Source organism: Bremerella sp. P1, from assembly GCF_028748185.1.
Taxonomy (GTDB): Bacteria; Planctomycetota; Planctomycetia; order Pirellulales; family Pirellulaceae; genus Bremerella.
The window spans coordinates 3,968,252-3,988,596 of record NZ_CP118164.1; the positions used below are offsets into that span (position 1 = coordinate 3,968,252).

The following is a 20,345-nucleotide window of genomic DNA, read 5'->3' on the forward strand; positions in this document are numbered from 1 at the left end:
AGATTCTAACCGAGATTGCCGGCCCTGTGCAGGAGAACGCCGCGCATAAAAAATCCCTCGGCGGAAAATGCCGAGGGATCTTATGTTTACGCGATCAAGCTAAGTCCGAACGACTAACCTTCTTCCGAAGGAGTAGCGTCGTCGCCGATGACCCAGTGGGTGAAGCCCTTGATCTTCACGCCGTTTTCCGCAGCGTACTTGCTGACGGTCTGCTTGGGCTCTTTGACGAAAGGCTGTTCGAGCAGGGCAACCTGAGCGTAGAAGTTACGCAGGCGGCCTTCCACCATCTTGTCGATGATGTTTTCCGGCTTGCTCGAATCTTCGTTCATGGCCGCTGCCTTGAGGATGGCACGTTCCTTTTCCACCAATTCAGGGTCGATGTCTTCCTTGCTCAAAACCGAAGGGCTCATCGCAGCGACGTGCATGGCGACGTCCTTGACGACTTCGGCATTGTCGCCTTCGACTTCGACCAGAACACCACTAACGGTGCTGGAGTTGTGGCTGTAACCGCCGGTAGCACCTTCGACGCGGATCATACGACCAACGTTGAAGACTTCGCGGATACGGTTGAACATGTCGTCCTTCAACTCGCCCAGCGTGGTGCCTTCCTTGATGGTGGAAGGTTGAGCCAGCAGTTCTTCGGCAGTGGTGACGCTAGGAGTTTCGGCGTAAACCTTGGCCAAGTCATCGGCCAGAGCGATGAACTCTTCCAGTTGCGTAACCGGAGCGCTTTCGCACTTGAACTCAACCATGGCACCCTTGTCAGCGTCGGTGTAGATACCAACGCGACCGAATTCAGTAACTCGGTCGGTGCGGTTGAGCATTTTGACTTTGCCGTTTTCGCGAAGCCACAAGATTGCCTTCTCTTCGTCGCCACTCGACTCAGTCAGGGCCTTTTTGCATTCCATCATGGGAAGGCCGGTCTTTTCGCGAAGTGCCTTAACTGCTCCGGCGGTGATTGCCGTCATTGTCTTATCTCCAATGCTCGAAATTGGTCGCTCTAAAAATCTGGGAGCTATACGTGGAAAATTCTACCGCTGCGGGTTTCCCTCGGCGAAGACCGATTCGGTTAACATTTGAAGGAGATTGGATCTTCCTTCCAGGTTCACCGAGGGACCCTAAGCCGGTAATAGCTTACTTAGCCGCTTGTTCCGTTTGCTGGGCAGCGTGATGCTTGCCGTCGATGGCGGCGTCTGCCATCAGCTTGAGGAACATTTCGATCGAACGGATACCGTCGTCGTTGCCTGGGATCGGCAGGTCGACTTGATCTGGATCGCAGTCGGTATCGGTCAGAGCCACCGTCGTGATGCCCAGCGATTGAGCTTCCTTGATGGCGTTCTTTTCCTTCTTGGGGTCGACGATGACCAAAGCTTCTGGCAGGCGGTTCATCGTACGCAGACCGTTCAAGTTGCGGTACATCTTGCGGTACTCGCGTTGAAGCGACGACTGCATCTTCTTCGAGTACTTGGCCAGTTCTTCGCCCTCGATGATTCGTTCCAGCTCTTCCAGACGGCTCAAGCGGCTACGAATGGTGCGGAAGTTGGTCAGAGTACCACCGAGCCAACGCTCGTTGATGAACGGCATGCCGCAGCGTTCGGCTTCACGTTCGATGGCAGCACCGGCTTGACGCTTGGTTCCCACGAACAGCACCAGGCTGCCCCCTTCGGAAACCTGAGCCAGATACTTCTTGGCTCGCAGAAGCCCACGAATAGTTTCGCGGACGTCGATGATGTGAATTTGATTCTTCTTGGCGTAGATGTACGGTGCCATCTTCGGGTTCCACCGGCTGGTGCGGTGACCGAAGTGAATGCCGCATTCGACAAGTTCCTGGACAAATTGCTGTCCGCTCGACATGGCGCAAAATCCTTTCTAGTAAGGGATTGCAACGACACTTGGACGTTTCAGGCTCTAGATTGGCGCCATACCAATTAGTGGAAGCGATACCTGTTCCGCGGCGACTCTCGATTCCGAAAACCTCACTTCCCACACAGTTTTCGGAGAATTCGTCGCGGTCGAACGACCCAGTCGTGGCCGGCTTCCCAGTTGTTGGGAGCCTTCCCTGGTTCTTGATACTCCCCCAGGGCAACAAAATGAGGGGGAGGGAAGCTGATGAGAATAGCCGATTATCCGAGAATCGTCAACGACCCCGGAAACTGGGGCGGCCTAGTAGGTTTCCTCGAAATACTCGCGACACTTCTGGCAGTGGTCTAGATGCATTTCAACCGCTTTTCGCGTCTTCCCGCTGGTTATCGTTCCAGCGACGTATTTGGGCAGGAGGTCAACTGTTTCCTGGCAGGAGAGGATCGCGGTACTTCGGTCAGCACGGCTCAATACAATGCTGACCCCCACACTGGCTATTCCTAGGGTAGCGCTTCCAGCCGCGATCAGGATTTTCCGCCGTCCCTGGATACGACGCTCTTGTTCTTTAAGCGACCGCTGGAGCTCGGCGAGCTCTCCAGCAGGGCATTCGGACCAAGATTCGTCGGAGGGCATAGTCATGATTTTCCGGAGAACGCCCTCTCTTGCAACGAAAAGGAGACGTACTCCTCAATTCGGGCGAGGAGCGGAGGTTCAGGTGCCAAGTGAATGGCGAAAATAGAAACCGGCGGGGGAATGGGATGGGGGCTGATCGCTCATCCGCAGCGGAGGAACGCCAACTTGATGAGCTAGTTGGTCAGGTGCTTTGAGGATAACCTTTTTCCGCCCCAGTTCAATCAGTCCTTCGTTCTGCATCGCACCGAGAACAACGGTCACGGTTTCACGCGTGCTGCCGACAAGACTAGCCAAATCTTGATGCGAAAGACGAATGGAAAGCTCGATTCCCCGATCGGTTTCGAGGCCATATTGCTCGGCCAATTCCAGCAGCAGATGGATGATCCGCTCTCGATTAGGCAAATACAGCAGGTTCTTCACACGACGCTCGATTCTTCGTCGTCGCAATCCGATGATTTTGGTAACGCCGAGGCAAAGATCCGCATGCTCTTCCATCAGTTCCCGAAGTGTTTCCTCGGGAATGGCAATGACTCGTGAGTTTTCGACGGCTTCGGCGTACTCTTCGCGATTCCCCATATTCAGAATCGCTAATTCACCGAAGACTTCACCAGGCTCGATGAAGGCCAGAATGGATTGCTTTCCATCACTGGTTAAATGGCAGATCTTGACGCGTCCACTGGCCAAAACGAGGACGGAGTTGGCATCATCGGCCGGCAAATAGATCGGCTCCCCCTTGGCGACAGACTTGGAGCGACTAGCGGCCTCAAGTCGTGCGATTTGCAGAGGGGTACAGTTCTCAAAGAGCCGGCACGACTTGAGATACCAAATTTGTCCCGCCATGGGTGATCCTTCTGTTCGCGATGACTTGCCCCTGATCATCGCTCGGCATGTATTGTGATTGTGGTCTGCGACTTCGATGCGAATCCGTTTCCTCCGTTACAGATTGACGGGTAATTCGTGCCGAATTGGGCGAATTGCCGAGGATAATGCCTAATCGCAGGCGTAATTGCATAAAAAAAGCACGCCCAAATCAGGCGTGCTTAGCTACCCCCCGAGGATTTGAACCTCGACTGACAGAGCCAAAATCTGTAGTGCTACCATTACACTAGGGGGTAATTCCCGTTCACGGGAGTATAGATACTACTGGAAACCTTTAGGGTCCGACAAGAGGACCCGCTGACAAACATTCGGTTCGCTTCGGAAACTACGACATTCGCGAAGTCATTGCGAATGATAATTGTTCCATTTCGATCGCCAGATCGACCCCAATCACAGTGACATCATCTGGCAGTCTTAGGGTAACCGCAGCAAAGTTGAGGAAACCACGGATGCCAGCCTCGACAAGTCGCTCGGCCACTTCCTGGGCGGCTGCGGCTGGAACAGCTAGGATCGCTAATTGGATTGATTTCTCCTTAACGATCTTGTCTACATTGTCCAGGCTAAAAACGGGGATCCCCTCAATCTCGGTTCCAACGATTTTCGGATCGAGATCAAATGCGGCGACGGTGTTGAAGCCTTGGTTCGAAAAGCCGCGATAACCCAGTAGGGCACGACCCAGATTACCCACACCAACCAGTGCCACCGGCCATTTCTGGTCGGTTCCCATGATTTGGCGAATCGTGGAGATCAGCTCGGAACAACGATACCCAACGCCCGGGTATCCGAATTGTCCGAAGTTTGCCAGGTCTTTTCGGACTTGGGCATCCGAGAACCCCAGCATCTCTCCCAGCTTGGTGCTGCTGGTCGTTTCGATGCCGGCCCGCTCGAGGCGCGAAAGCTCGCGTAGATAAAGGCTTAATCGACTGACGACGGCCTTCGAGACACGCTGGTCGCTGGTAGCTTTCTTGTTGTCTTTGCTTTTCGCCATGGCGTGCGTTATCAGGTTGACGCCGAGGCGTCAGCGAAGAATCACGAGAATTGGTGGTCAGTACACCAACAACTCTAACCTGTTAGCAGACTGCCCAACAAGAGTGGTTGCCCGGCGAGACACGCGACAAGAAATAGTAAGAGCCTGGCAGCAAACGGGCCAGGCTCTTTTGAATGCCTTCAGGTAATCACGCTTCAGCAATTATTCCGTACCCAGATCTTCATAATTGATCCAGATTTCGCCAGTGGTGGCGTTGTAGAGCCAGCCATGGGTATCGGTGAAATCGGCGGAGACCGGGTCATCGGTGACAACCTTTACCGTGCTGCTATTCGTGAAGTTGTTAACGGGAAGCTTCGACAGATACGGACCGAATGGACCACCGGCCGTGCCGTCGGCTTTCGTAGCAATGGTCAGCTCGTTCAGATCGTTACCAGGGACGGCCCCATCGTGGTGGGCGCGATAGAGCTGGATCTGCGATCGCAACGTATGCAGGTTGAACAGCACGCTGCTCTTCTTGGCATCCGTTGTCGAGTCCGTGAATTGCGGGATAACCGTGGCTGCCAGAACAGCCAAGATGACCACAACAATCAGGACCTCAATAAGCGTGAAACCAGCTTTCTTCGATTGCGACATTGTCTTGACACTCCAAGTCGAATATTGCTGATCAGTTAGGGGAGAATTCCCGCTTCGGATCGATCAGCAAGGATCATTTTTCTTTGCGTTGGTGGATTACCCGGAAGCAGTAATGGATTTGCTTCTGAAGGTAGATACGTCACGCGGAAGTCCGGTCAAGAAGATTTTCATCAAAACGCATGCATGCCAGCCATAAGTGTGGTAACACCGCTGCGCCGCGATCTCTCTGTGCTCCTACCTATTAGGTAGCGAAGGGCCTTCATTCTGGTAGGTGGAGTGCGTATCCCCCTAGAAAACCCGCACAAAAGCCATCTGCGGAGTTTCTCTTTCAATCGTCATATTCGATAAGTACGGGTTTTACCGGTGTATTCGCTTCGATGCATGCACTCTACCCATCTAGTCACCTCTTCGCGTCTTTTGCGAAACACCCATTTGTTCAATCTCAAGCATCCATCCCAGATTGACGATACAGAAGGACATCTGAGCGCTGAATAGGCGACTTGGGCTGTCATTGCGTGACGCGAAAGAAGCCCTAAGTAGGTGCTTTAGATAAACGGGCGATAGCAGGAGATATTGCACGATTCAATGTTTGAGGGCACAGGACACGGCAAGGATTTGCCCAAACCAGGCCAGGCCCTTAGTCGTACGGCGTTTTGTCAACGAAGGAGAAGGAAAATGCGAGCTGTATTGGGATTGCCGATCCTAGCGGTCATGTTGGCTGCTTTTTCGGCGAACTCGGCTGAAGCCGCTTATGGCGGATTGTTCAGCTTCCGGAATGCTGGCTGTTGTGAGCCAGCCACTTACGCCTGCTGCAAGCAGCAGTGCTACACCGTAAACAAGACCTGCAAAGAGACTGTTTACGAAAAGCAGGAACAAACCTGCTACAAGACCGTGTATGAAACGGTCTACGAAGACAAGACTGTGGATTGCGTTACCTACGAAACGGAAACGCGCTACAAAGATTGCACGTACACCACGTGCAAGCCAGTTTGGGAAACCAAGTACCGCACGGTGAACTACACCACCTGCAAGCCGGTTTGGGAAACCCGAACGAAAGACATCTGCTACACGGTATGCAAGCCTGTCTGGGAAACCAAGACCAAGGAAATCTGCTACACCGTGTGCAAGCCGGTCTACGAGACCCGAACCAAGGAAATTTGCTACACGGTTTGCAAGCCTGTCTGGGAAACCAAGACGAAGGAAATCTGCTACACCGTCTGCAAGCCAGTTTGGGAAACCAAGACCAAAGAGATCTGCTATACGGTCTGCAAGCCTGTCTGGGAAACCAAGACCAAGGACATCTGCTACACCGTTTGCAAGCCGGTCTACGAAACGAAGTATCGTGACGTCTGCAAGACGATCTGCAAGCCAGTTCATTACACCAAGACGGTTAAGGTCTGTGGCGGTCACTGGGAAACCAAGACCGAAACGATCCCCGGTCCTGTTGTGAAGAAGTGCATTCAAGAACCAGGTTGCTGGACTTGGGACCCTTGCAAGTGCAAGTGCGTCTACTGCCCAGGCGAAACCAAGGTTGTTGAAGTTCAGTGCCCACCAAAGACCTGCTGCAAGAAGGTTTGGGTTCCTGAAGTCAGCGAAAAGACCGTTGACTGCGTTCGTTACGAACACGAAACCGTCACCGAGCAAGTTCCTTACAAAGTGTGCCGTATGGAGAAGGAACAACGCGTGAAGACCTGCACCTACAAGGTCTGCAAGATGGTTCCTGAACAGCGTACCAAGACTTGCACCTACAAGGTTTGCAAGATGGTTCCTGAGCAGCGTACCAAGACCTGCACCTACAAGGTCTGTCACATGGTGAAGGAAAACAAGACCAAGACTTGCACCTACAAGGTCTGCAAGATGGTTCCTGAACAGCGTACCAAGACCTGCACCTACAAGGTCTGCCACATGGTTCCTGAGCAGCGTACCAAGACCTGCACCTACAAGGTTTGCAAGATGGTCAAGGAATGTCACACGAAGGAAGTTCCTTACAAGGTGTGCAAGATGGTCCAAGAGACCCACACCAAGCAAGTTCCTTACTGCGTGAAGAAGCCTGTTCACACCACGAAGACCGTCAAGGTTGCCAAGTGTGTGCCAAAGAAGGTTGCTTACACGGTTACCCGTTGCGTTCCTAAGACCATCTGCAAGACGGTTCCGGTCACGGTTTGCTGCCCGGCCCCTTGCTGTGATCCATGCTGCGGTGGCGAAGCTGCTGCCAGCGATTGCGGTTGCGGTGCGTAATGATGCAAAACCGGCTCCTTGGACTCTCTGCCGGAGAGTCTAAGGCACTGGCCTGGTAGAATGAGGCGGCTTGAGACTCCGGTCTTGAGCCGCTTTTTTTGTTTCTTGATGCAGGAGCATGTCTGGTGATGACTCGATTGGACGATCTGCAACTCCCGGTGATCCTCGTCGGGGCGATGACGAAAGACCGCGTGATCGGTCAGGGGGACGGAATGCCGTGGGATATCCCCGAAGAATATCATACGTTCATCGATAACATTCGCGGACAGACGGTCATCATGGGACGCAAGTCATACGAAGAATTTGGTCCCGATCTTACAAGCGACCACGCGATCGTCGTCTCGCGTGGTACACCGGACGTCGAGGTGCCGGTTGTCGATAGCATGGAGAAAGCCCTTGAGCTGGCTCGTTCCTATGGCGTGAAGATCTTTGTCGCCGGCGGGTCGCAGATCTACGAACTAGCGCTGCCGCATGCGGATTGGATGTTCCTAAGCGAAATCAGGGAAGACTATGAAGGGGACAAGTACTTTCCAAATTTCGATCGCAGCCAATGGGAAGTTGCTCGTGAAGACGAGCATGCCAGATTCATCTATCGCGAGTGGAAACGGGTCAATTAGGTGACCGTTTGAAACGCCTTCTTCTTCGAGGCCAACTCGGGAATTCTGCCAAAAGCGATTTTGTCTTCCAGGACATCTCGGTAGGCGTGCGTATTGGCGAAATAGATCGAGTTGGGTCCCCAACGATCGCTGATTTCATCCAGGGCATGCGATAGCCGTTGGGACTGAGAGATTTCGTCAAAGAGATAGCCGGAGACTTCGCTACGCTGCTCTAGTTTGCTGACGGTGACATCGACCTTCTTAAGGCCTCGCAAATCCCGCGGACGCCGAAGCCACAAGCGTTCAAACTGATGCAGGATCGACAGCGTGTCTTGAACGCACGGCAATTCGATTTTCTCACTGAACAAGACTCCTCGATTTCCGGTCAGTGTCAGCTGTAAGTTGCGCGCATAGTAGCCTGTCTGTCGCAGTCTTCGGGCAAGTTTGCAGATCAGCAGTACGAGAATGCAGTGCGATCCGGCTTCGTTCCGATAGCGAGGATCCAGCACTCGGCCGTGGTTCATGGAATGGCGCTGCGTCGCAGGCTCTGGAACGTCGATGCCGTGAAATCCGTCCCACCAGCGAGCTCCTGAAACTGAACCCCAAACCTGCAACGCCTTTCGGCGATCGAGATTCCAGAGATCCTCAATCGAATGAACGCCAGCCCTATTGAGACGCGACACCATGCCGGTCCCCAGTCCAGGCAGGTCTTCCAGGTTCAAGTGAGAGAGTCGACCTGGCAGTTCTTCTGTCGGAAGGACGGTTAAGCCATCCGGCTTCTTCAGGTTGCTTGCTGTCTTGGCTAAAAGTCGCGTGGGGGCAATTCCAATCGAACTGGTCAACCAAGGACCGAAGTCGCGGCGGAGTTGTCGCTTAATTGCCCCAGCGAGTTGAACGGCCTGTTCGACTTGGCGATAACGACCGCATAGCTTGATCGTCCATTCGTCGATCGAGTAAACGTGATGCACTTCAGCGCATTGGTCCACGCTTTTGAGCAGCTCGTGGTGAATCTCTACGTAGACACTGGGCCGGGCCCTAACCAATTGGATATGAGGGCAAAGACGTTTGGCTTCGAAGACCTTGGTTCCAGTTCGAATGCCACACCGCTTCGCTTCGTAACTGGCTGCGATGATGCACGTTGCGTCCGATTCGAGTGGGACGACTCCGATTGCCCGATTTCGCAATTCTGGTCGCAAGAGCTGTTCTGCCGAAGCAAAAAACGAGTTCATGTCCTGCATCATCCAGTTCACGTGCGTCATTGCGGAGGCCCTCAAGGAGATGCGACTTAGGTATGTGTATAAATGTACACTATTTGTCGTCCTTCGCAAGGGAAATCTTTGATGGAAACCGACCATCGCCGGACAGTGGTGGCAAAATAATCGAACCTCTGCGGCTGCCTAGTGTCAGTCGATCAGTTTCTAGGAAACCGTTCGATGGATAAAAGCGTTGGGAGAGTCGATTGGCAGACCTGAATGCTTCTCAAATTGCCGAGACGATTGAGACGAATGATAGTGAGTTCTGTTGTCACTGGGCGCAGTCGCCTGAGGTAGAAATCACGCGGGAAGAGCACTGGTATCGACTAACCAGTGAGATCTCGCACCCCTACTTCAATAGCATCTTCGAGGCGAACATTCCGCCAGATCAGCTTCCCGAGGCAGTGGATAGAGCCTTGGCACCGTTTCGTGACAAAGGCCATCCGATGGCCTGGTGGGTAGGCCCGAAGACGCAACCATCTAGCCTTGGTCAGTTTTTAAGTCGCTGCGGTTTTGAACAGGTGGCGGCAGAAGCAGCGATGGCCATCAGCCCATTCGATGCCGACTACGAACGGGCCAGTGCAGAGGTTGAGATTCAAGCCGTCACATCAATAGCCGACCTACGTACATGGGTCGAGATCATGACTGGCGTCTACGGTCTACCGGAATTCACCCAGGAGCCGTGGTTTCAGATTCTCAAGAAGGCTGGACTTGGTAGCCGGAAGAAGCTGCAGCATTTCCTGGCGATGGTGGAAGGAGAAGTCGCTGGCGTGGGATCGATTTTCTATGGAAGCCAGGCCGCAGGAATCTACAGCGTGGCCGTGCTTCCTCAGTTTCGCGGACAGGGAGTCGCCTCGACGCTGACGATTTCGCTACTGTCCTTGATCGACGAGCGAGGATGCGAACTGGCTACGCTTTGTGCTTCGCAGAAAGCGGAGTCGCTGTATCGGAAGATCGGTTTTCGCCAGTACGGCGAATTGCATTGTTACGCCTGGAAGCCAGACTAGCGCATACAAAAACACCGCGCGACGTGAATGACGCGCGGTGTTTCGTGTTCGTCTCGCTGTAGGCGAAGTCGCAAGCGGCGTCTTAGACGCGGCGTTCTCGCAGGCGGGTCGCCTTACCAACGCGATCGCGCAGGTAGTACAGCTTGGCACGGCGGACAACGCTGCGACGCGTGACTTCCACCTTGGCGATCTGTGGGCTGTGAAGCGGGAACTTCTTTTCAACACCTTCGCCAGCCACGATACGGCGAACGGTGAACATTTCACGGGTACCGCTGCCGCTCTTGGCGATCACGGTACCGATGAACTTCTGGATACGTTCTTTTTGACCTTCGAGGATCTTGGTGTGGACCTCGACGGTGTCGCCGATTTCAAAGAAATCAACATCCGACTTCTTGTAGGCCGATTCGACCTTGCTCATCAAATCTTGGCTCATTGCCAGTTTCCTTCTGCTACAGCGATTTAACGTTTATTTTGGTTAGCGTCGTCCGATTGCTCGTCAAGCAAGTCGGCTCGTCGCATCTTGGTCTTATCCAGCGACTGCTGCTTTCTCCAGGCATGGATCTCTTGGTGATTGCCACCTAAGAGAACCTCTGGAACATTCAGGCCGCGGTATTCTCGAGGCCGCGTGTACTGCGGGAACTCGAGAAGACGATTACCTTCACTGAAGGAATCGTCGACGGCACTTTGCTCGTCGCCAAGTACGCCAGGGATCAGGCGAATCACCGAATCGATAATTGCCATCGCGGCGACCTCGCCTCCGTTGAGGACGAAGTCTCCCAGCGAAATCTCTTCGGGCTGCAGAAGGTCGATCACTCGCTGATCGAAGCCTTCGTAGCGGCCACATATCATGGTCAGCCGTTCTTCCTGAGCAAGCTCTTCGACCAGGGGTTGATTGAGCGTCCTCCCTTGCGGGCTCAGCAAAATCAACCGGCCTGGCTTGTCGCTCAGTGGCTGGATTTGTTCGATCGCCTCGACGACCGGCTGTACGCGGATGACCATGCCAGGTCCACCACCAAAGGGGCGGTCGTCGACTCGATTGTGCTTGTCGTTTGCCCAGTCCCGCAGGTTGTGGACATGGGCTTCAACTAGCTGCTTATCAATGGCCTTGTTGAGCAGGCTTTCACCGAGATAGCCGGTGAAGATCTCCGGAAACAACGTGAGGACATCGAACCGCATTGCAGGTCTACCTGCTTAGCCTTCAGCCTTGGGCTGCTCTTCGCCGCCTTCAGCCGGAGCTTCCGCGGTTTCACCTTCGGCAGGAGCAGCAGCTTCAGCGCCTTCTTCGGCCGGAGCTTCGGCAGCTTCGCCTTCAGGGGCGGCTGGTGCTTCCGGTTCAGGCTCTTTGATTTCAACTTTCGGAGGAACGTAGGCAGTCTTGGTCGCCATGCGAGCCAAGGCTTCTTCGCGAGCTGCCACGTGGCTGCCGTTGGTGCCGTACTTACGGATCAAAACAGCAACCTTCGGGGAAGGCTGAGCACCGACGCCGAGCCAGTAGTCGACGCGTTCGGTCTTCAGGTTAACCCGGGCGTCCTTTTCTTTGACGAACGGATCGTAGGTACCAAGATACTCGATTGCCTTGCCATCTCGTGGGGTACGAGAATCCATGGCGCAAATACGATAGAACGGACGGTGTGCCCGACCCATCTTCTTCATGCGAATGCGAACTGCCACGTAACGTTACTCCTTAGTAAACTTTCTGTCTAAACTTGCTCAACGACGAGGTTAACGACGCCGTTTCTTGAGCTTCTTCTTGAGTTTCTTCTGGTTTTGGACATCCTTGGAGGTCATCCGTTTACCGGTGCTTTGCTTGGCCTTCTTCATCTTGCCGGTTGGATCCATCAGCTCGCCGGAGCGAAGCTTCCGCATCATGTCCATGGCGCCACCCATGCCGCCTCCGGCCATTCCCTTCATCAGCGAGGCCATGCTGTCGAACTGCTTGATGAGTTCGTTGACCTCCTGGGGGGAAACGCCAGAGCCTTTAGCGATCCGCTGACGACGGCTGTTGTCGATCAACTTAGGATCGTTGCGTTCGTCCGGGGTCATCGAGTCGATCATGCCGCCCAGACGACGCATTTCTTTCTCGTGATCACCGCCTTGCAGCATCTTGGTCATCTCGCCCATGCCTGGCATCATCCCGAGCATTTTCTGCATCAGGCCAGGTCGAGCGATCTGGTTGAGCTGCTTACGGAAGTCGTCCAGTGTGAACTGGCCCTTTTGAAGCCGTTCCTGCGTCTTCTGGACTTGCTCCTGGTCGAACTCACGTTGGGCCATCTCGAACATCGACTGGATGTCGCCCATTCCAAGAATCCGGCTCGCAAAGCGGTCCGGGTGGAAAGGATCGAGGCCGTCCATGTGCTCGCTGACACCGACGAACTTAATCGGTACGCCAGTGACATGTTTGACCGACAGCAATGCACCGCCTCGGGCATCGCCATCGAGCTTGGTCATGATGACGCCGTCCAGTTCCAGGGCTTCGTTAAACGCCTTGGCACTGTTGACTGCGTCTTGTCCGGTCATGCCGTCGACAACCAGGAAAGCCTTGTCCGGCTGAACCTTCATGTCGATGGTCTTGAGCTGCTGCATCAGCTCTTCGTCGATTGCCAAACGACCGGCCGTGTCGAGAATCACGACATCGATGCCGTTGTCTTTGGCGTGTTTGACGGCGTTCTGGCAGACAGCGATCGGGTTGGTGGCTCCCTCTTCGCTGTAAACGGGCGTGTCGACGCTTTTGCCGACAATATGAAGCTGTTCAACGGCGGCAGGACGCTGAAGGTCGGCAGCACAGAGCAGGGCCTTTTTGCCCTCTTTGCCGATCAAGCGTGCTAACTTACCGCACGTGGTCGTCTTACCGGCACCCTGCAAACCGCACATCATCAGCACGGTGACACCCTGTTTCAGGTGCAGGGTAGGGTCGGAATCGCCGCCCAGTAGCTCGATCAGGGCCTCGTTGACGATACCGACAAGCTGCTGCTCAGGCTTGAGCGACTTGAGGACGTCCTGGCCGACTGCTTTCTCAGAGACGTCCTGCATGAAAGTCTTGACGACGTCATAGCTTACGTCAGCTTCAAGCAGGGCGTTCTCGATGAGCTTCAGGCCCTCCCGCATGTTCGATTCGGTCAGTCGGCCCTGTCCGCGCAGCGTCTTAAACGCTGATCGTAAGCCGTCTTGTAACGAGTCCAACATCGCAGGATCTGCCTAAGGGTCGAATATCACGTAGCTGGGAGTTCGCTCCGAGGGGTGAGATCTTGCCCATGAAAAGACAAAACAACCCTACGGCCCACTCCCGAGAGATGGGTCGAAACGCGTATTCTAGCGAACCCCACGGCAGGTTGGCAATTGGTAATGCGGGGACGAAGGCGGGATTTTCACGAGCGATTGGCCCTTAGATGGGGGGTGGGTTGTCTCCGGTAGGCGGCCATCCTCTCTCCTTGATGTCCTTAAACTGCTCGTACGAGCGAATCAGTAAACGGACTTCCTTTGTCGAGACGCCTGCAGCAACCGCAATCCGCTCTTGGCGTGTTCCGTCGATTAAAGATGGCGTTTTTCGTTCTTCTACCGTCATCGAATCGAGAATTCGCAGTTCTTGTTCGACATAGTCGCCAAGCTTCTCTCGGAGTTGCTTCTTGTGCTCGTACCAGCCTTGAACCAGCAATCCGGCGAATCGATCAAACCATGTCGGATAAATCAGATCATGGAGTTCTTGACGATAACTATCCAAGGTAAACGTGGACGGCATTGGGACGCTCTACTTCTGAATCGCCCCCTCAGGTGCCTCTGGCCGCTTCTTCACGGGCATCGGCTTCAATCCTTTGATCTGCAGGGTGGAAACCTCTTTCGTCTTGATATCCATGACACGAATCATGTGGTTATTCGTGTCCGCGATGTAGAGCTTGCCGCCAGCGTGAGAAATCCCTGCCGGTTCGTCGAACTGGGCGGGATCGTTGGCATTACCAGGCTCGCCGGTGCCTGCAATCGTTGTCACATCGCCAGTAGCTGCATCGACTGCTTTGATCTTGTTGTTGTAGGTATCGGTGGTGTAGATGACTCCATCAACGTAGCAAACGCCCAAAGCATGCTGCAGTTTGGCCGTCTTCGGAGGACCATCCACGTCGCCAAAACTGAACAAACGACCGTAAGGTAGATGAGCCGTTCCAATCACGGTTCGCACACTTCCTTCGGGATCGAACGGTACGGCACGGATCGAGCTGCCTTCGCTGTCAGCCACAAACAATTCCTTTCCGTCCGACGTTAGCCCCGAGGGTTGGGCGAAGGACGAGTGCCCTTGCTGGTAAGGAACAGGGGGGAGCAGGGGCCCATCGACGATGTCTTCGCGGCCGTTGCCTGCGTATGGACCGATTTCCTTCTCGTCGAGTGTCATTTTCCAGATCTGGTGAGGACCTGCCATCGCGATGTAAAGACTGTCGCCATGGGGCCAAAGAGCCCAGGGGCTGTTGATGGGCGTCGTCTTGGGCAATCCAACGAATCGATCTGGCAGGCTGGATAACGTGGCATTTTCACCAACACCTGGCCAGTTATTTCGTGCCTGTTCGCCGACCCCAGCGATCGTCGAGACTTGTTTCTCTTTCAGATCGACTTTGCGAATCAGGTGGTTTTCGGTGTCGGCGACATACAAAGTGTCCTGTACGAGGGCCACTCCTTGCGGATGATCAAACATGGCTGATGCATACCCGCCGTCGGCCGAACCAATCTCACCGCTCCCGATCACATCCTGCAATTGACCGTCGAGAGATGTGATCACGATTCGATTGTGATTACTGTCTGAAATGAACAATCGATTGGACTTTTCGTCAGCCAAAACCTTCCCCGGGAAACGGAGTTGGGTCGGCTGCTGGCTGTAGGCCAACAGGTCGAATTGGATCGGCGTTTCGTCGAGCGAGCCATTGTTCCGATAGTAGGGCATCGATCGGTTTAGCACCTCGCGAATGTCGTCCGCTTTGAACTCGCCGCGGCGAAGATAAACGACGTTGCCTTCGGGGTCGATGAGGTACATCGTGGGCCAACTGCTGACGCTGTAGCCATTCCAGATCTTCATTTCGTCGTCGTTCACGACGGGGTGTTCGATCTCGTATCGGAGGATCGCTTCGCTGATGTTTTTGGCCTCTTTTTCCGTATCAAACTTGGCCGAGTGAACGCCAATCACAACGAGCTGGTTGGGGAATTCGTGCTCTAACTTCTTAAGCTCAGGGAGGATATGGATGCAGTTGATGCAGCAATACGTCCAGAAATCGAGCAGGACGTACTTCCCTTTCACGTCTTCAAGTTCCAGGGGGCCCTTGGTGTTCATCCACTCCATGTCTTTGGGAAACGCCGGAGCTGGAATACGGGCACGGAAAGGATGTTCGGGCTCCTTAGCCTCCGGCTCATCTTTGGTTGCTTCTTCCTTGGTGGCGGCTGGTTGCTGTTCTTCCGCCATCGCAAACGGATGCGTCGAAGAACTTCCGCAGCCGACCAGTAGCAAGACAGCAGCAAACAGCGCTAGCTTGCGCAGGATTGGTAAGGGAGAAACATGCAGGCAAGTCATGGATAAGACCTTCCGTATCTGGGGGCAGGATTCCAATAAATTGGAACGATTTAGGGAGAGAAAGGCTGTATATATTCGTACAATGCTAGTTAGTTTACCGGCTGACGTTGTCGCTGGTAGCTCTTTTCATTTTAGGAACGGCTAGCATGCATCGCCCACCCTACAGAGGAGTGTAGCGAGCATCTTCAAAAAATTCCTGGGGCGAGCATGGAATTTTGCCGACAAACTATAACGATTATAGCGATTATTCCGGATGCGTCCGGAGACGATATTGTCGAACTTGCACCGAGGAATGTGCTACCTTTGGTGGAATGGTCTACGTGCGGTGAAGTCGGAGTGACTTTCGCCACATCCTACCCTTACGGACCAACCCCGCCAAATATCGGAGGATTAAACCGTGTTTCGTAAAGTATGGCTCGCACTCTGTCTATTACCAATGCTCGCGTCCTTTGGCATGGGCCAAGACTGGGCGAATAAGATGTTCCAGGTTCGCACGCACGATTTTGGTGCTGTGGCGAAAGGGGCCAAGGTTTACTACGAGTTCGAACTGCAAAACATCTACGAGGAAACTGTTCACATCGCCAGCGTGCGATCGAGCTGCGGATGTACCAGCCCTTCGATTAAGAACGACACGTTGAAGACGTGGGAGAAAGGGGCGATTGTTGCCAAGCTGAACACCGACAGCTTCCTTGGTCACAAGAGTGCAACCGTCACCGTTACGATCGACAAGCCGTTTTACGCTGAAGTTCAGCTGAACGTTTCGACTGACATTCGTGGAGACCTTGTGTTCCAGCCAGGTGCTGTGCAATTTGGTAACGTCGAACAAGGCGAAGGTGGCATCGCTAAAGTGCATGTTTCCCAAGCCGGTCGTAGCGACTGGAAGATTACCGATGTTCGCAGCAACGATGACTTCCTGGGTGTCGAGCTCAGTGAAACTAATCGTGGTGGAGGTCGTGTTGGATACGACTTAGTGGTTCGCCTGAAGGACAATGCACCCGTCGGTTTCATCTCAAGCCAGTTGGCATTGATTACTAATGACAGCCGTAGCCCATCTGTCTCGCTGCCCGTTGAAGGCAAAGTCGAGTCGGCTTTGAATGTGAGCCCAAGTGCTTTGTCGCTCGGTGAGTTGAAGCCAGGTCAAAAGACCGAAGCCAAGTTGATCGTCCGAGCTAAAAAGCCATTCCTGATTACCGGAATCAGCTGCGACAGCGAATGCTTCAAGTTCGCGGCTCTGCCAGAAGAACCCAAGAAGCTTCACTTCCTGCCGCTGACCTTTACTGCCGGTAGCGAAGGTGGCACGGTCGTCAAGAAGATTAAGATCGAGACCGATCTGGGCGAAGGTGTCAGTGGCGAATCGGTCGCAACCGTCGTTGTGACCGAAGGCAACTCCGAGACCTAATAAGCCAAGCTACATAAAACAAAAAAAGGCCCCGATTCGTCATTGAGTCGGGGCCTTTTTCGTTACTAGTTGTCGGCGGCTACTTTGGGCTTCTTCTCCGGCAGCGGTGGGAGTGCTTCTTCCAGGACTCCCTTTACCTTTGGCCACATCACGATGGCCTCAAACAGCATCCAGGCTTGCAGAATCAGCACGCCGATGCCCAGGACTAGCAGCAGCCACTGCTGTTTGGCCCAGTATCCCGATTCGCTGAAAACGTTGTAGTACATTGCCAAGGCTGGCAGGATCAACATCGCAATCATGGGAATCGCGACAAACCAGATGGGCTTGTTGCGTCGCCATAAATAGAACGCCGTAACCATCATCGCCAGGCCGGCGAGAAGTTGATTCATAGCACCGAAGAGTGGCCAAAGCAGCGTACCACCTTTGCCAGGTATCTTGTCGGCAAATACGGCAATGGCTAAAGCCGAAAGCACCGCAGCAGCAGTGGCGGCATACTTTCCGGCCAGGGGTTTGGTGATCGGCGTCGAGGCGAACAATTCTTGCAGCACGTAACGCTGTAGACGCGTCGCCGTGTCGAGTGTCGTTGCCGCGAAGTTTGCCACCAGCACTGCGATAATGCTGATACCGATTTCCAGTGGAATTCCAATCGACGTGAGGAAGTTGGCTCCCCCTTCAACAAATGCTGCGACCAGGTTGGGGAGTTTGAAATCGCTCCAGCTCTTCGTGATCGCGTACCGCGTTTCCCAGGCCGCTTGCCCGGTCAGGGGGGCACCTTCGGCATCGGTCATGGCGGTATATACGTACGATCCGTCCGCTGCTTTGCTTCCCTCGAAGATCCCCATTCCGACGCCGGCACAGCAAGCAAGAATCACGATAACAGCCAGGCCGCCTTCCAAGAGCATCGCACCGTAGCCGATGTACTGGGCGTCGGTTTCCTTTTCGACCTGCTTACTCGAGGTGCCGCTACTGACCAGGCAGTGGAAACCACTACATGCGCCACAAGCAATCGTGATAAAGAGAAACGGAAAGATCGGCGGCGCCCCGGCCGGCATTTCGGTTGCCACCGCTGGCGTGGACTGGGCCAGGTTCGCTGCACCGGTTGCGCTTGCTACGAGCAGACCAACGAACAGCAGCACCAAGGCCACAATCAACTGGTGACTGTTCACATAGTCACGTGGTTGAAGCAGCAGCCAAACAGGCAGCACGGAAGCAACAAAACAGTAAATCAACAGAATGATCGTCCAGACCATTAACGGGCTCAGGTAGGGACTGGCGGACAGGTCAGGTCCGAGCACGTTGGCCAGAATTGCTCCCAGGTCGATCGGAAGATAGTAGACCCCAACCAGGATCGATGCATAGACAATGAACAGGGCAACCAGTGACGGCACCAACAGGTGGGCGTCTTTCTTGCGAGCGTAAAGTCCCAATGCGATTGCGATGGGCATACTGATCCATACCGGTAATACAGTTTGCGGGTACTCGGCGAAAATAACCGCCACCACCAAACCGAAGATCGCTAAGACCACCATCAAAGCGGCGGCGAGCACAATCAGAAACAGGTACTTGGCTCGCTTGTTGATCATGCGGCCTGCGATTTCACCGACGGTCTGACCGCGATTACGCAACGAGATGATTAAGGCCCCCAAGTCGTGCACGGCTCCGACGAAGATCGAACCGAAGACGACCCACAAGAGAGCCGGTAGCCAACCCCAAAAGACGGCGATGGCAGGTCCGACGATGGGCCCGGTACCGGCGATACTTGTGAAGTGGTGGCCGAAGACAACCTGTCGATCGGTTGGGCAGAAGTCGACATCGTCCTGCAGTTGTTTGCTGGGCGGTTCGTTGTTGTCATCAAGCTCGAACAGCCGGTGTGATAGCCAGCGCCCATAGGTGTTATAGGCAACAATAAAGCCAACAAATGACAGAACCGCAACAATTAGCGTCGACATAAGCGTAAAATATGTGTCACGACGTGAGGCGTCGTGCATCCAAGGGAGGAGTGAACTTTATGGTGGGTGATACGCGGGGATAGTGAGCTTACCCGCCTACCCCTATAATGATGAATTCTTCCAGCGACGTGAATAGCTCACAATTCAACTGAGATAAATTTTTTTCGCGGCTTAGCGCTTTCACAAGGATTAGATCGACCGTGTCGGAAAAGATTGAAAACGTCATTATTGTCGGAAGTGGACCTGCGGGATGGACTGCCGCAATCTATGCGGCTCGGGCAAACTTGAAGCCTCTTTTGTACGAAGGCGCCGCACTTCAGGAGCATTATGACCTCGGGCGTGGCCCACTGGGCCAGTTGGCAATGACTACGGAAGTCGAGAACTTCCCAGGGTTTCCGTCTGGCGACCTGAGCGGTTATTTGGACAACGCCATTGATGAAAGTTTGCGCCAGTACATGGCTCCACACCAGAAACATGGTGTTAGCGGTCCTGAATTGATGGAGCTGATGCGTCAGCAGGCCAAGAATTTCGGCACGCGCGTCGTGACCGATGATATTGTCGAAGTCGATTTCAGCCATCAACCGTTCAGATTGAAGCCCCGCGAAGGCGAAGAGTGGCTCAAGACCCGCTCCGTCATCATCGCAACCGGTGCTCGAGCGAATTACCTCGGCTTGGAATCGGAAAGCAAGTTCAAGAACCGCGGCGTGAGTGCCTGTGCGGTTTGCGACGGTGCCTTGCCGCGATTCCGCGAGAAGCCGTGCATCGTGGTCGGTGGTGGTGACTCAGCCATCGAAGAAGCGGACTACTTGAGCAAGTACAGCTCGGTGGTCTACCTGGTACATCGCCGCGATAAATTCCGTGCATCGCAGGCCATGGTCGACCGGGCAATGGAAAACAAGAAGATCGAAATTGTCTGGAATCACGTTGTGACGGAAGTCTTGGGTGACGACCAAAACGGTGTGACCGGTGCCATGCTCGAAAGCACGGTCGATGATTCGACCAAGCAACTGGATGCGACCGGCTTCTTCCTGGCGATTGGCCATACGCCTAACACCGACTTCCTGAAGGGGAAGCTCGATATGAACAACGCTGGTTACCTCAAGTGGACGGTGCCTTTCCGTACCAATACGAGCGTCGACGGCGTTTTTGCAGCCGGTGACGTGGCGGATGACTACTACCGTCAGGCGATTACCGCTGCCGGGACTGGCTGTATGTCGGCTTTGGACGCCGAACGCTGGTTGGCCTCGCAGGGCTTGCATTAAGCGAAAAATGCAACCATCATTAGATGCACTGAGAACCTTGCTTGTTCCGTGTGTCAACGAAAAAAACTGAGCAAGGGGAGCGAAGATCGTTCCCCTTGTTTCGTTA

At 54.1% G+C, this 20,345-nt stretch carries 19 protein-coding genes; 5 read left to right on the forward strand and 14 right to left on the reverse strand.

Features of this window, described 5'->3' with window-relative positions; genetic code table 11:
* Nucleotides 1-113 precede the first annotated feature (113 nt).
* The 6 genes from tsf to PSR63_RS16695 form a co-directional block, all read right to left on the reverse strand.
* A complete protein-coding gene (gene tsf, locus PSR63_RS16675) occupies nucleotides 114-968 on the reverse strand; it encodes a translation elongation factor Ts (RefSeq protein WP_274326812.1) in 855 nt (284 codons plus the stop codon).
* Nucleotides 969-1,134: 166 nt separating this feature from the next.
* Entirely contained in the window at nucleotides 1,135-1,854 is a 720-nt protein-coding gene (rpsB, locus tag PSR63_RS16680; RefSeq protein ID WP_274326813.1) for a 30S ribosomal protein S2, read from the reverse strand.
* Between the two features lie 309 nt (nucleotides 1,855-2,163).
* The gene (locus PSR63_RS28215) at nucleotides 2,164-2,499 is read right to left on the reverse strand and encodes a zf-HC2 domain-containing protein (RefSeq protein WP_443111046.1); all 336 of its coding nucleotides are present in this window, start codon (nucleotides 2,497-2,499) and stop codon (nucleotides 2,164-2,166) included.
* Nucleotides 2,500-2,571: 72 nt separating this feature from the next.
* The gene (locus PSR63_RS16685) at nucleotides 2,572-3,333 is read right to left on the reverse strand and encodes a Crp/Fnr family transcriptional regulator (RefSeq protein ID WP_274326814.1); all 762 of its coding nucleotides are present in this window, start codon (nucleotides 3,331-3,333) and stop codon (nucleotides 2,572-2,574) included.
* A 364-nt stretch (nucleotides 3,334-3,697) separates the two neighbouring features.
* Nucleotides 3,698-4,360, reverse strand: a complete 663-nt coding sequence (locus PSR63_RS16690; protein WP_274326815.1) for a redox-sensing transcriptional repressor Rex — start codon at nucleotides 4,358-4,360, stop codon at nucleotides 3,698-3,700.
* A gap of 201 nt (nucleotides 4,361-4,561) precedes the next feature.
* The gene (locus PSR63_RS16695) at nucleotides 4,562-4,993 is read right to left on the reverse strand and encodes a type II secretion system protein (protein ID WP_274326816.1); all 432 of its coding nucleotides are present in this window, start codon (nucleotides 4,991-4,993) and stop codon (nucleotides 4,562-4,564) included.
* Nucleotides 4,994-5,668: 675 nt separating this feature from the next.
* Between PSR63_RS16695 and PSR63_RS16700 the strand changes: the two genes are divergently transcribed.
* Both PSR63_RS16700 and PSR63_RS16705 read left to right on the forward strand, forming a co-directional pair.
* On the forward strand, nucleotides 5,669-7,231 hold the full coding sequence (locus tag PSR63_RS16700; RefSeq protein WP_274326817.1) for a hypothetical protein: 1,563 nt from the start codon (nucleotides 5,669-5,671) through the stop codon (nucleotides 7,229-7,231).
* Nucleotides 7,232-7,359: 128 nt separating this feature from the next.
* Nucleotides 7,360-7,848 (forward strand): dihydrofolate reductase, encoded by a 489-nt coding sequence (locus PSR63_RS16705; protein ID WP_274334203.1) that lies wholly within the window; start codon nucleotides 7,360-7,362, stop codon nucleotides 7,846-7,848.
* Here PSR63_RS16705 and PSR63_RS16710 read toward each other — a convergent pair.
* Nucleotides 7,845-9,056, reverse strand: a complete 1,212-nt coding sequence (locus PSR63_RS16710; RefSeq protein ID WP_274326818.1) for a Y-family DNA polymerase — start codon at nucleotides 9,054-9,056, stop codon at nucleotides 7,845-7,847. The two genes, PSR63_RS16705 and PSR63_RS16710, sit on opposite strands and share 4 nt — an antisense overlap.
* Before the next feature lie 230 nt (nucleotides 9,057-9,286).
* Between PSR63_RS16710 and PSR63_RS16715 the strand changes: the two genes are divergently transcribed.
* The gene (locus tag PSR63_RS16715) at nucleotides 9,287-10,087 is read left to right on the forward strand and encodes a GNAT family N-acetyltransferase (RefSeq protein ID WP_274326819.1); all 801 of its coding nucleotides are present in this window, start codon (nucleotides 9,287-9,289) and stop codon (nucleotides 10,085-10,087) included.
* A gap of 82 nt (nucleotides 10,088-10,169) precedes the next feature.
* Here PSR63_RS16715 and rplS read toward each other — a convergent pair whose 3' ends face one another.
* From rplS to PSR63_RS16745, 6 genes are all read right to left on the reverse strand, one after another.
* Entirely contained in the window at nucleotides 10,170-10,520 is a 351-nt protein-coding gene (rplS, locus tag PSR63_RS16720; protein WP_274326820.1) for a 50S ribosomal protein L19, read from the reverse strand.
* A gap of 26 nt (nucleotides 10,521-10,546) precedes the next feature.
* A complete protein-coding gene (trmD, locus tag PSR63_RS16725; protein ID WP_274326821.1) occupies nucleotides 10,547-11,263 on the reverse strand; it encodes a tRNA (guanosine(37)-N1)-methyltransferase TrmD in 717 nt (238 codons plus the stop codon).
* 15 nt (nucleotides 11,264-11,278) lie between these two features.
* Entirely contained in the window at nucleotides 11,279-11,758 is a 480-nt protein-coding gene (gene rpsP, locus PSR63_RS16730; RefSeq protein ID WP_274326822.1) for a 30S ribosomal protein S16, read from the reverse strand.
* A gap of 51 nt (nucleotides 11,759-11,809) precedes the next feature.
* Nucleotides 11,810-13,270 carry a signal recognition particle protein gene (gene ffh / locus PSR63_RS16735; protein ID WP_274326823.1) on the reverse strand — a complete coding sequence of 487 codons (1,461 nt, stop codon included), beginning with the start codon at nucleotides 13,268-13,270 and terminating at the stop codon, nucleotides 11,810-11,812.
* 199 nt (nucleotides 13,271-13,469) lie between these two features.
* Nucleotides 13,470-13,823, reverse strand: coding sequence for a hypothetical protein (locus PSR63_RS16740; RefSeq protein ID WP_274326824.1), 354 nt, complete (start codon nucleotides 13,821-13,823; stop codon nucleotides 13,470-13,472).
* Between the two features lie 9 nt (nucleotides 13,824-13,832).
* Nucleotides 13,833-15,629, reverse strand: coding sequence for a thioredoxin-like domain-containing protein (locus PSR63_RS16745; RefSeq protein WP_274326825.1), 1,797 nt, complete (start codon nucleotides 15,627-15,629; stop codon nucleotides 13,833-13,835).
* 397 nt (nucleotides 15,630-16,026) lie between these two features.
* On the opposite strand from PSR63_RS16745, the gene PSR63_RS16750 reads away from it, so the two are divergent.
* Nucleotides 16,027-17,028: a DUF1573 domain-containing protein gene (locus tag PSR63_RS16750; protein ID WP_274326826.1), complete on the forward strand. Its 1,002-nt coding sequence runs from the start codon at nucleotides 16,027-16,029 to the stop codon at nucleotides 17,026-17,028.
* Nucleotides 17,029-17,093: 65 nt separating this feature from the next.
* On the opposite strand, the gene PSR63_RS16755 is transcribed toward PSR63_RS16750, so the two are convergent.
* Nucleotides 17,094-18,977 carry a carbon starvation CstA family protein gene (locus PSR63_RS16755; RefSeq protein WP_274326827.1) on the reverse strand — a complete coding sequence of 628 codons (1,884 nt, stop codon included), beginning with the start codon at nucleotides 18,975-18,977 and terminating at the stop codon, nucleotides 17,094-17,096.
* Between the two features lie 200 nt (nucleotides 18,978-19,177).
* Between PSR63_RS16755 and PSR63_RS16760 the strand changes: the two genes are divergently transcribed.
* Nucleotides 19,178-20,239, forward strand: coding sequence for an NAD(P)/FAD-dependent oxidoreductase (locus tag PSR63_RS16760; RefSeq protein WP_274326828.1), 1,062 nt, complete (start codon nucleotides 19,178-19,180; stop codon nucleotides 20,237-20,239).
* Nucleotides 20,240-20,345 lie beyond the last annotated feature (106 nt).

Coding starts and splice junctions, on each gene's coding strand:
- PSR63_RS16700 (WP_274326817.1), top strand. CDS start 5,669: ATGCGAGCTGTATTGGGATTGCCGATCCTAGCGGTCATGTTGGCTGCT.
- PSR63_RS16740 (WP_274326824.1), bottom strand. CDS start 13,823: ATGCCGTCCACGTTTACCTTGGATAGTTATCGTCAAGAACTCCATGAT.
- trmD (WP_274326821.1), bottom strand. CDS start 11,263: ATGCGGTTCGATGTCCTCACGTTGTTTCCGGAGATCTTCACCGGCTAT.
- rplS (WP_274326820.1), bottom strand. CDS start 10,520: ATGAGCCAAGATTTGATGAGCAAGGTCGAATCGGCCTACAAGAAGTCG.
- PSR63_RS16745 (WP_274326825.1), bottom strand. CDS start 15,629: ATGACTTGCCTGCATGTTTCTCCCTTACCAATCCTGCGCAAGCTAGCG.
- PSR63_RS16755 (WP_274326827.1), bottom strand. CDS start 18,977: ATGTCGACGCTAATTGTTGCGGTTCTGTCATTTGTTGGCTTTATTGTT.
- PSR63_RS16690 (WP_274326815.1), bottom strand. CDS start 4,360: ATGGCGAAAAGCAAAGACAACAAGAAAGCTACCAGCGACCAGCGTGTC.
- PSR63_RS16695 (WP_274326816.1), bottom strand. CDS start 4,993: ATGTCGCAATCGAAGAAAGCTGGTTTCACGCTTATTGAGGTCCTGATT.
- tsf (WP_274326812.1), bottom strand. CDS start 968: ATGACGGCAATCACCGCCGGAGCAGTTAAGGCACTTCGCGAAAAGACC.
- rpsB (WP_274326813.1), bottom strand. CDS start 1,854: ATGTCGAGCGGACAGCAATTTGTCCAGGAACTTGTCGAATGCGGCATT.
- PSR63_RS16710 (WP_274326818.1), bottom strand. CDS start 9,056: ATGAACTCGTTTTTTGCTTCGGCAGAACAGCTCTTGCGACCAGAATTG.
- PSR63_RS16685 (WP_274326814.1), bottom strand. CDS start 3,333: ATGGCGGGACAAATTTGGTATCTCAAGTCGTGCCGGCTCTTTGAGAAC.
- PSR63_RS16705 (WP_274334203.1), top strand. CDS start 7,360: ATGACTCGATTGGACGATCTGCAACTCCCGGTGATCCTCGTCGGGGCG.
- ffh (WP_274326823.1), bottom strand. CDS start 13,270: ATGTTGGACTCGTTACAAGACGGCTTACGATCAGCGTTTAAGACGCTG.
- PSR63_RS28215 (WP_443111046.1), bottom strand. CDS start 2,499: ATGACTATGCCCTCCGACGAATCTTGGTCCGAATGCCCTGCTGGAGAG.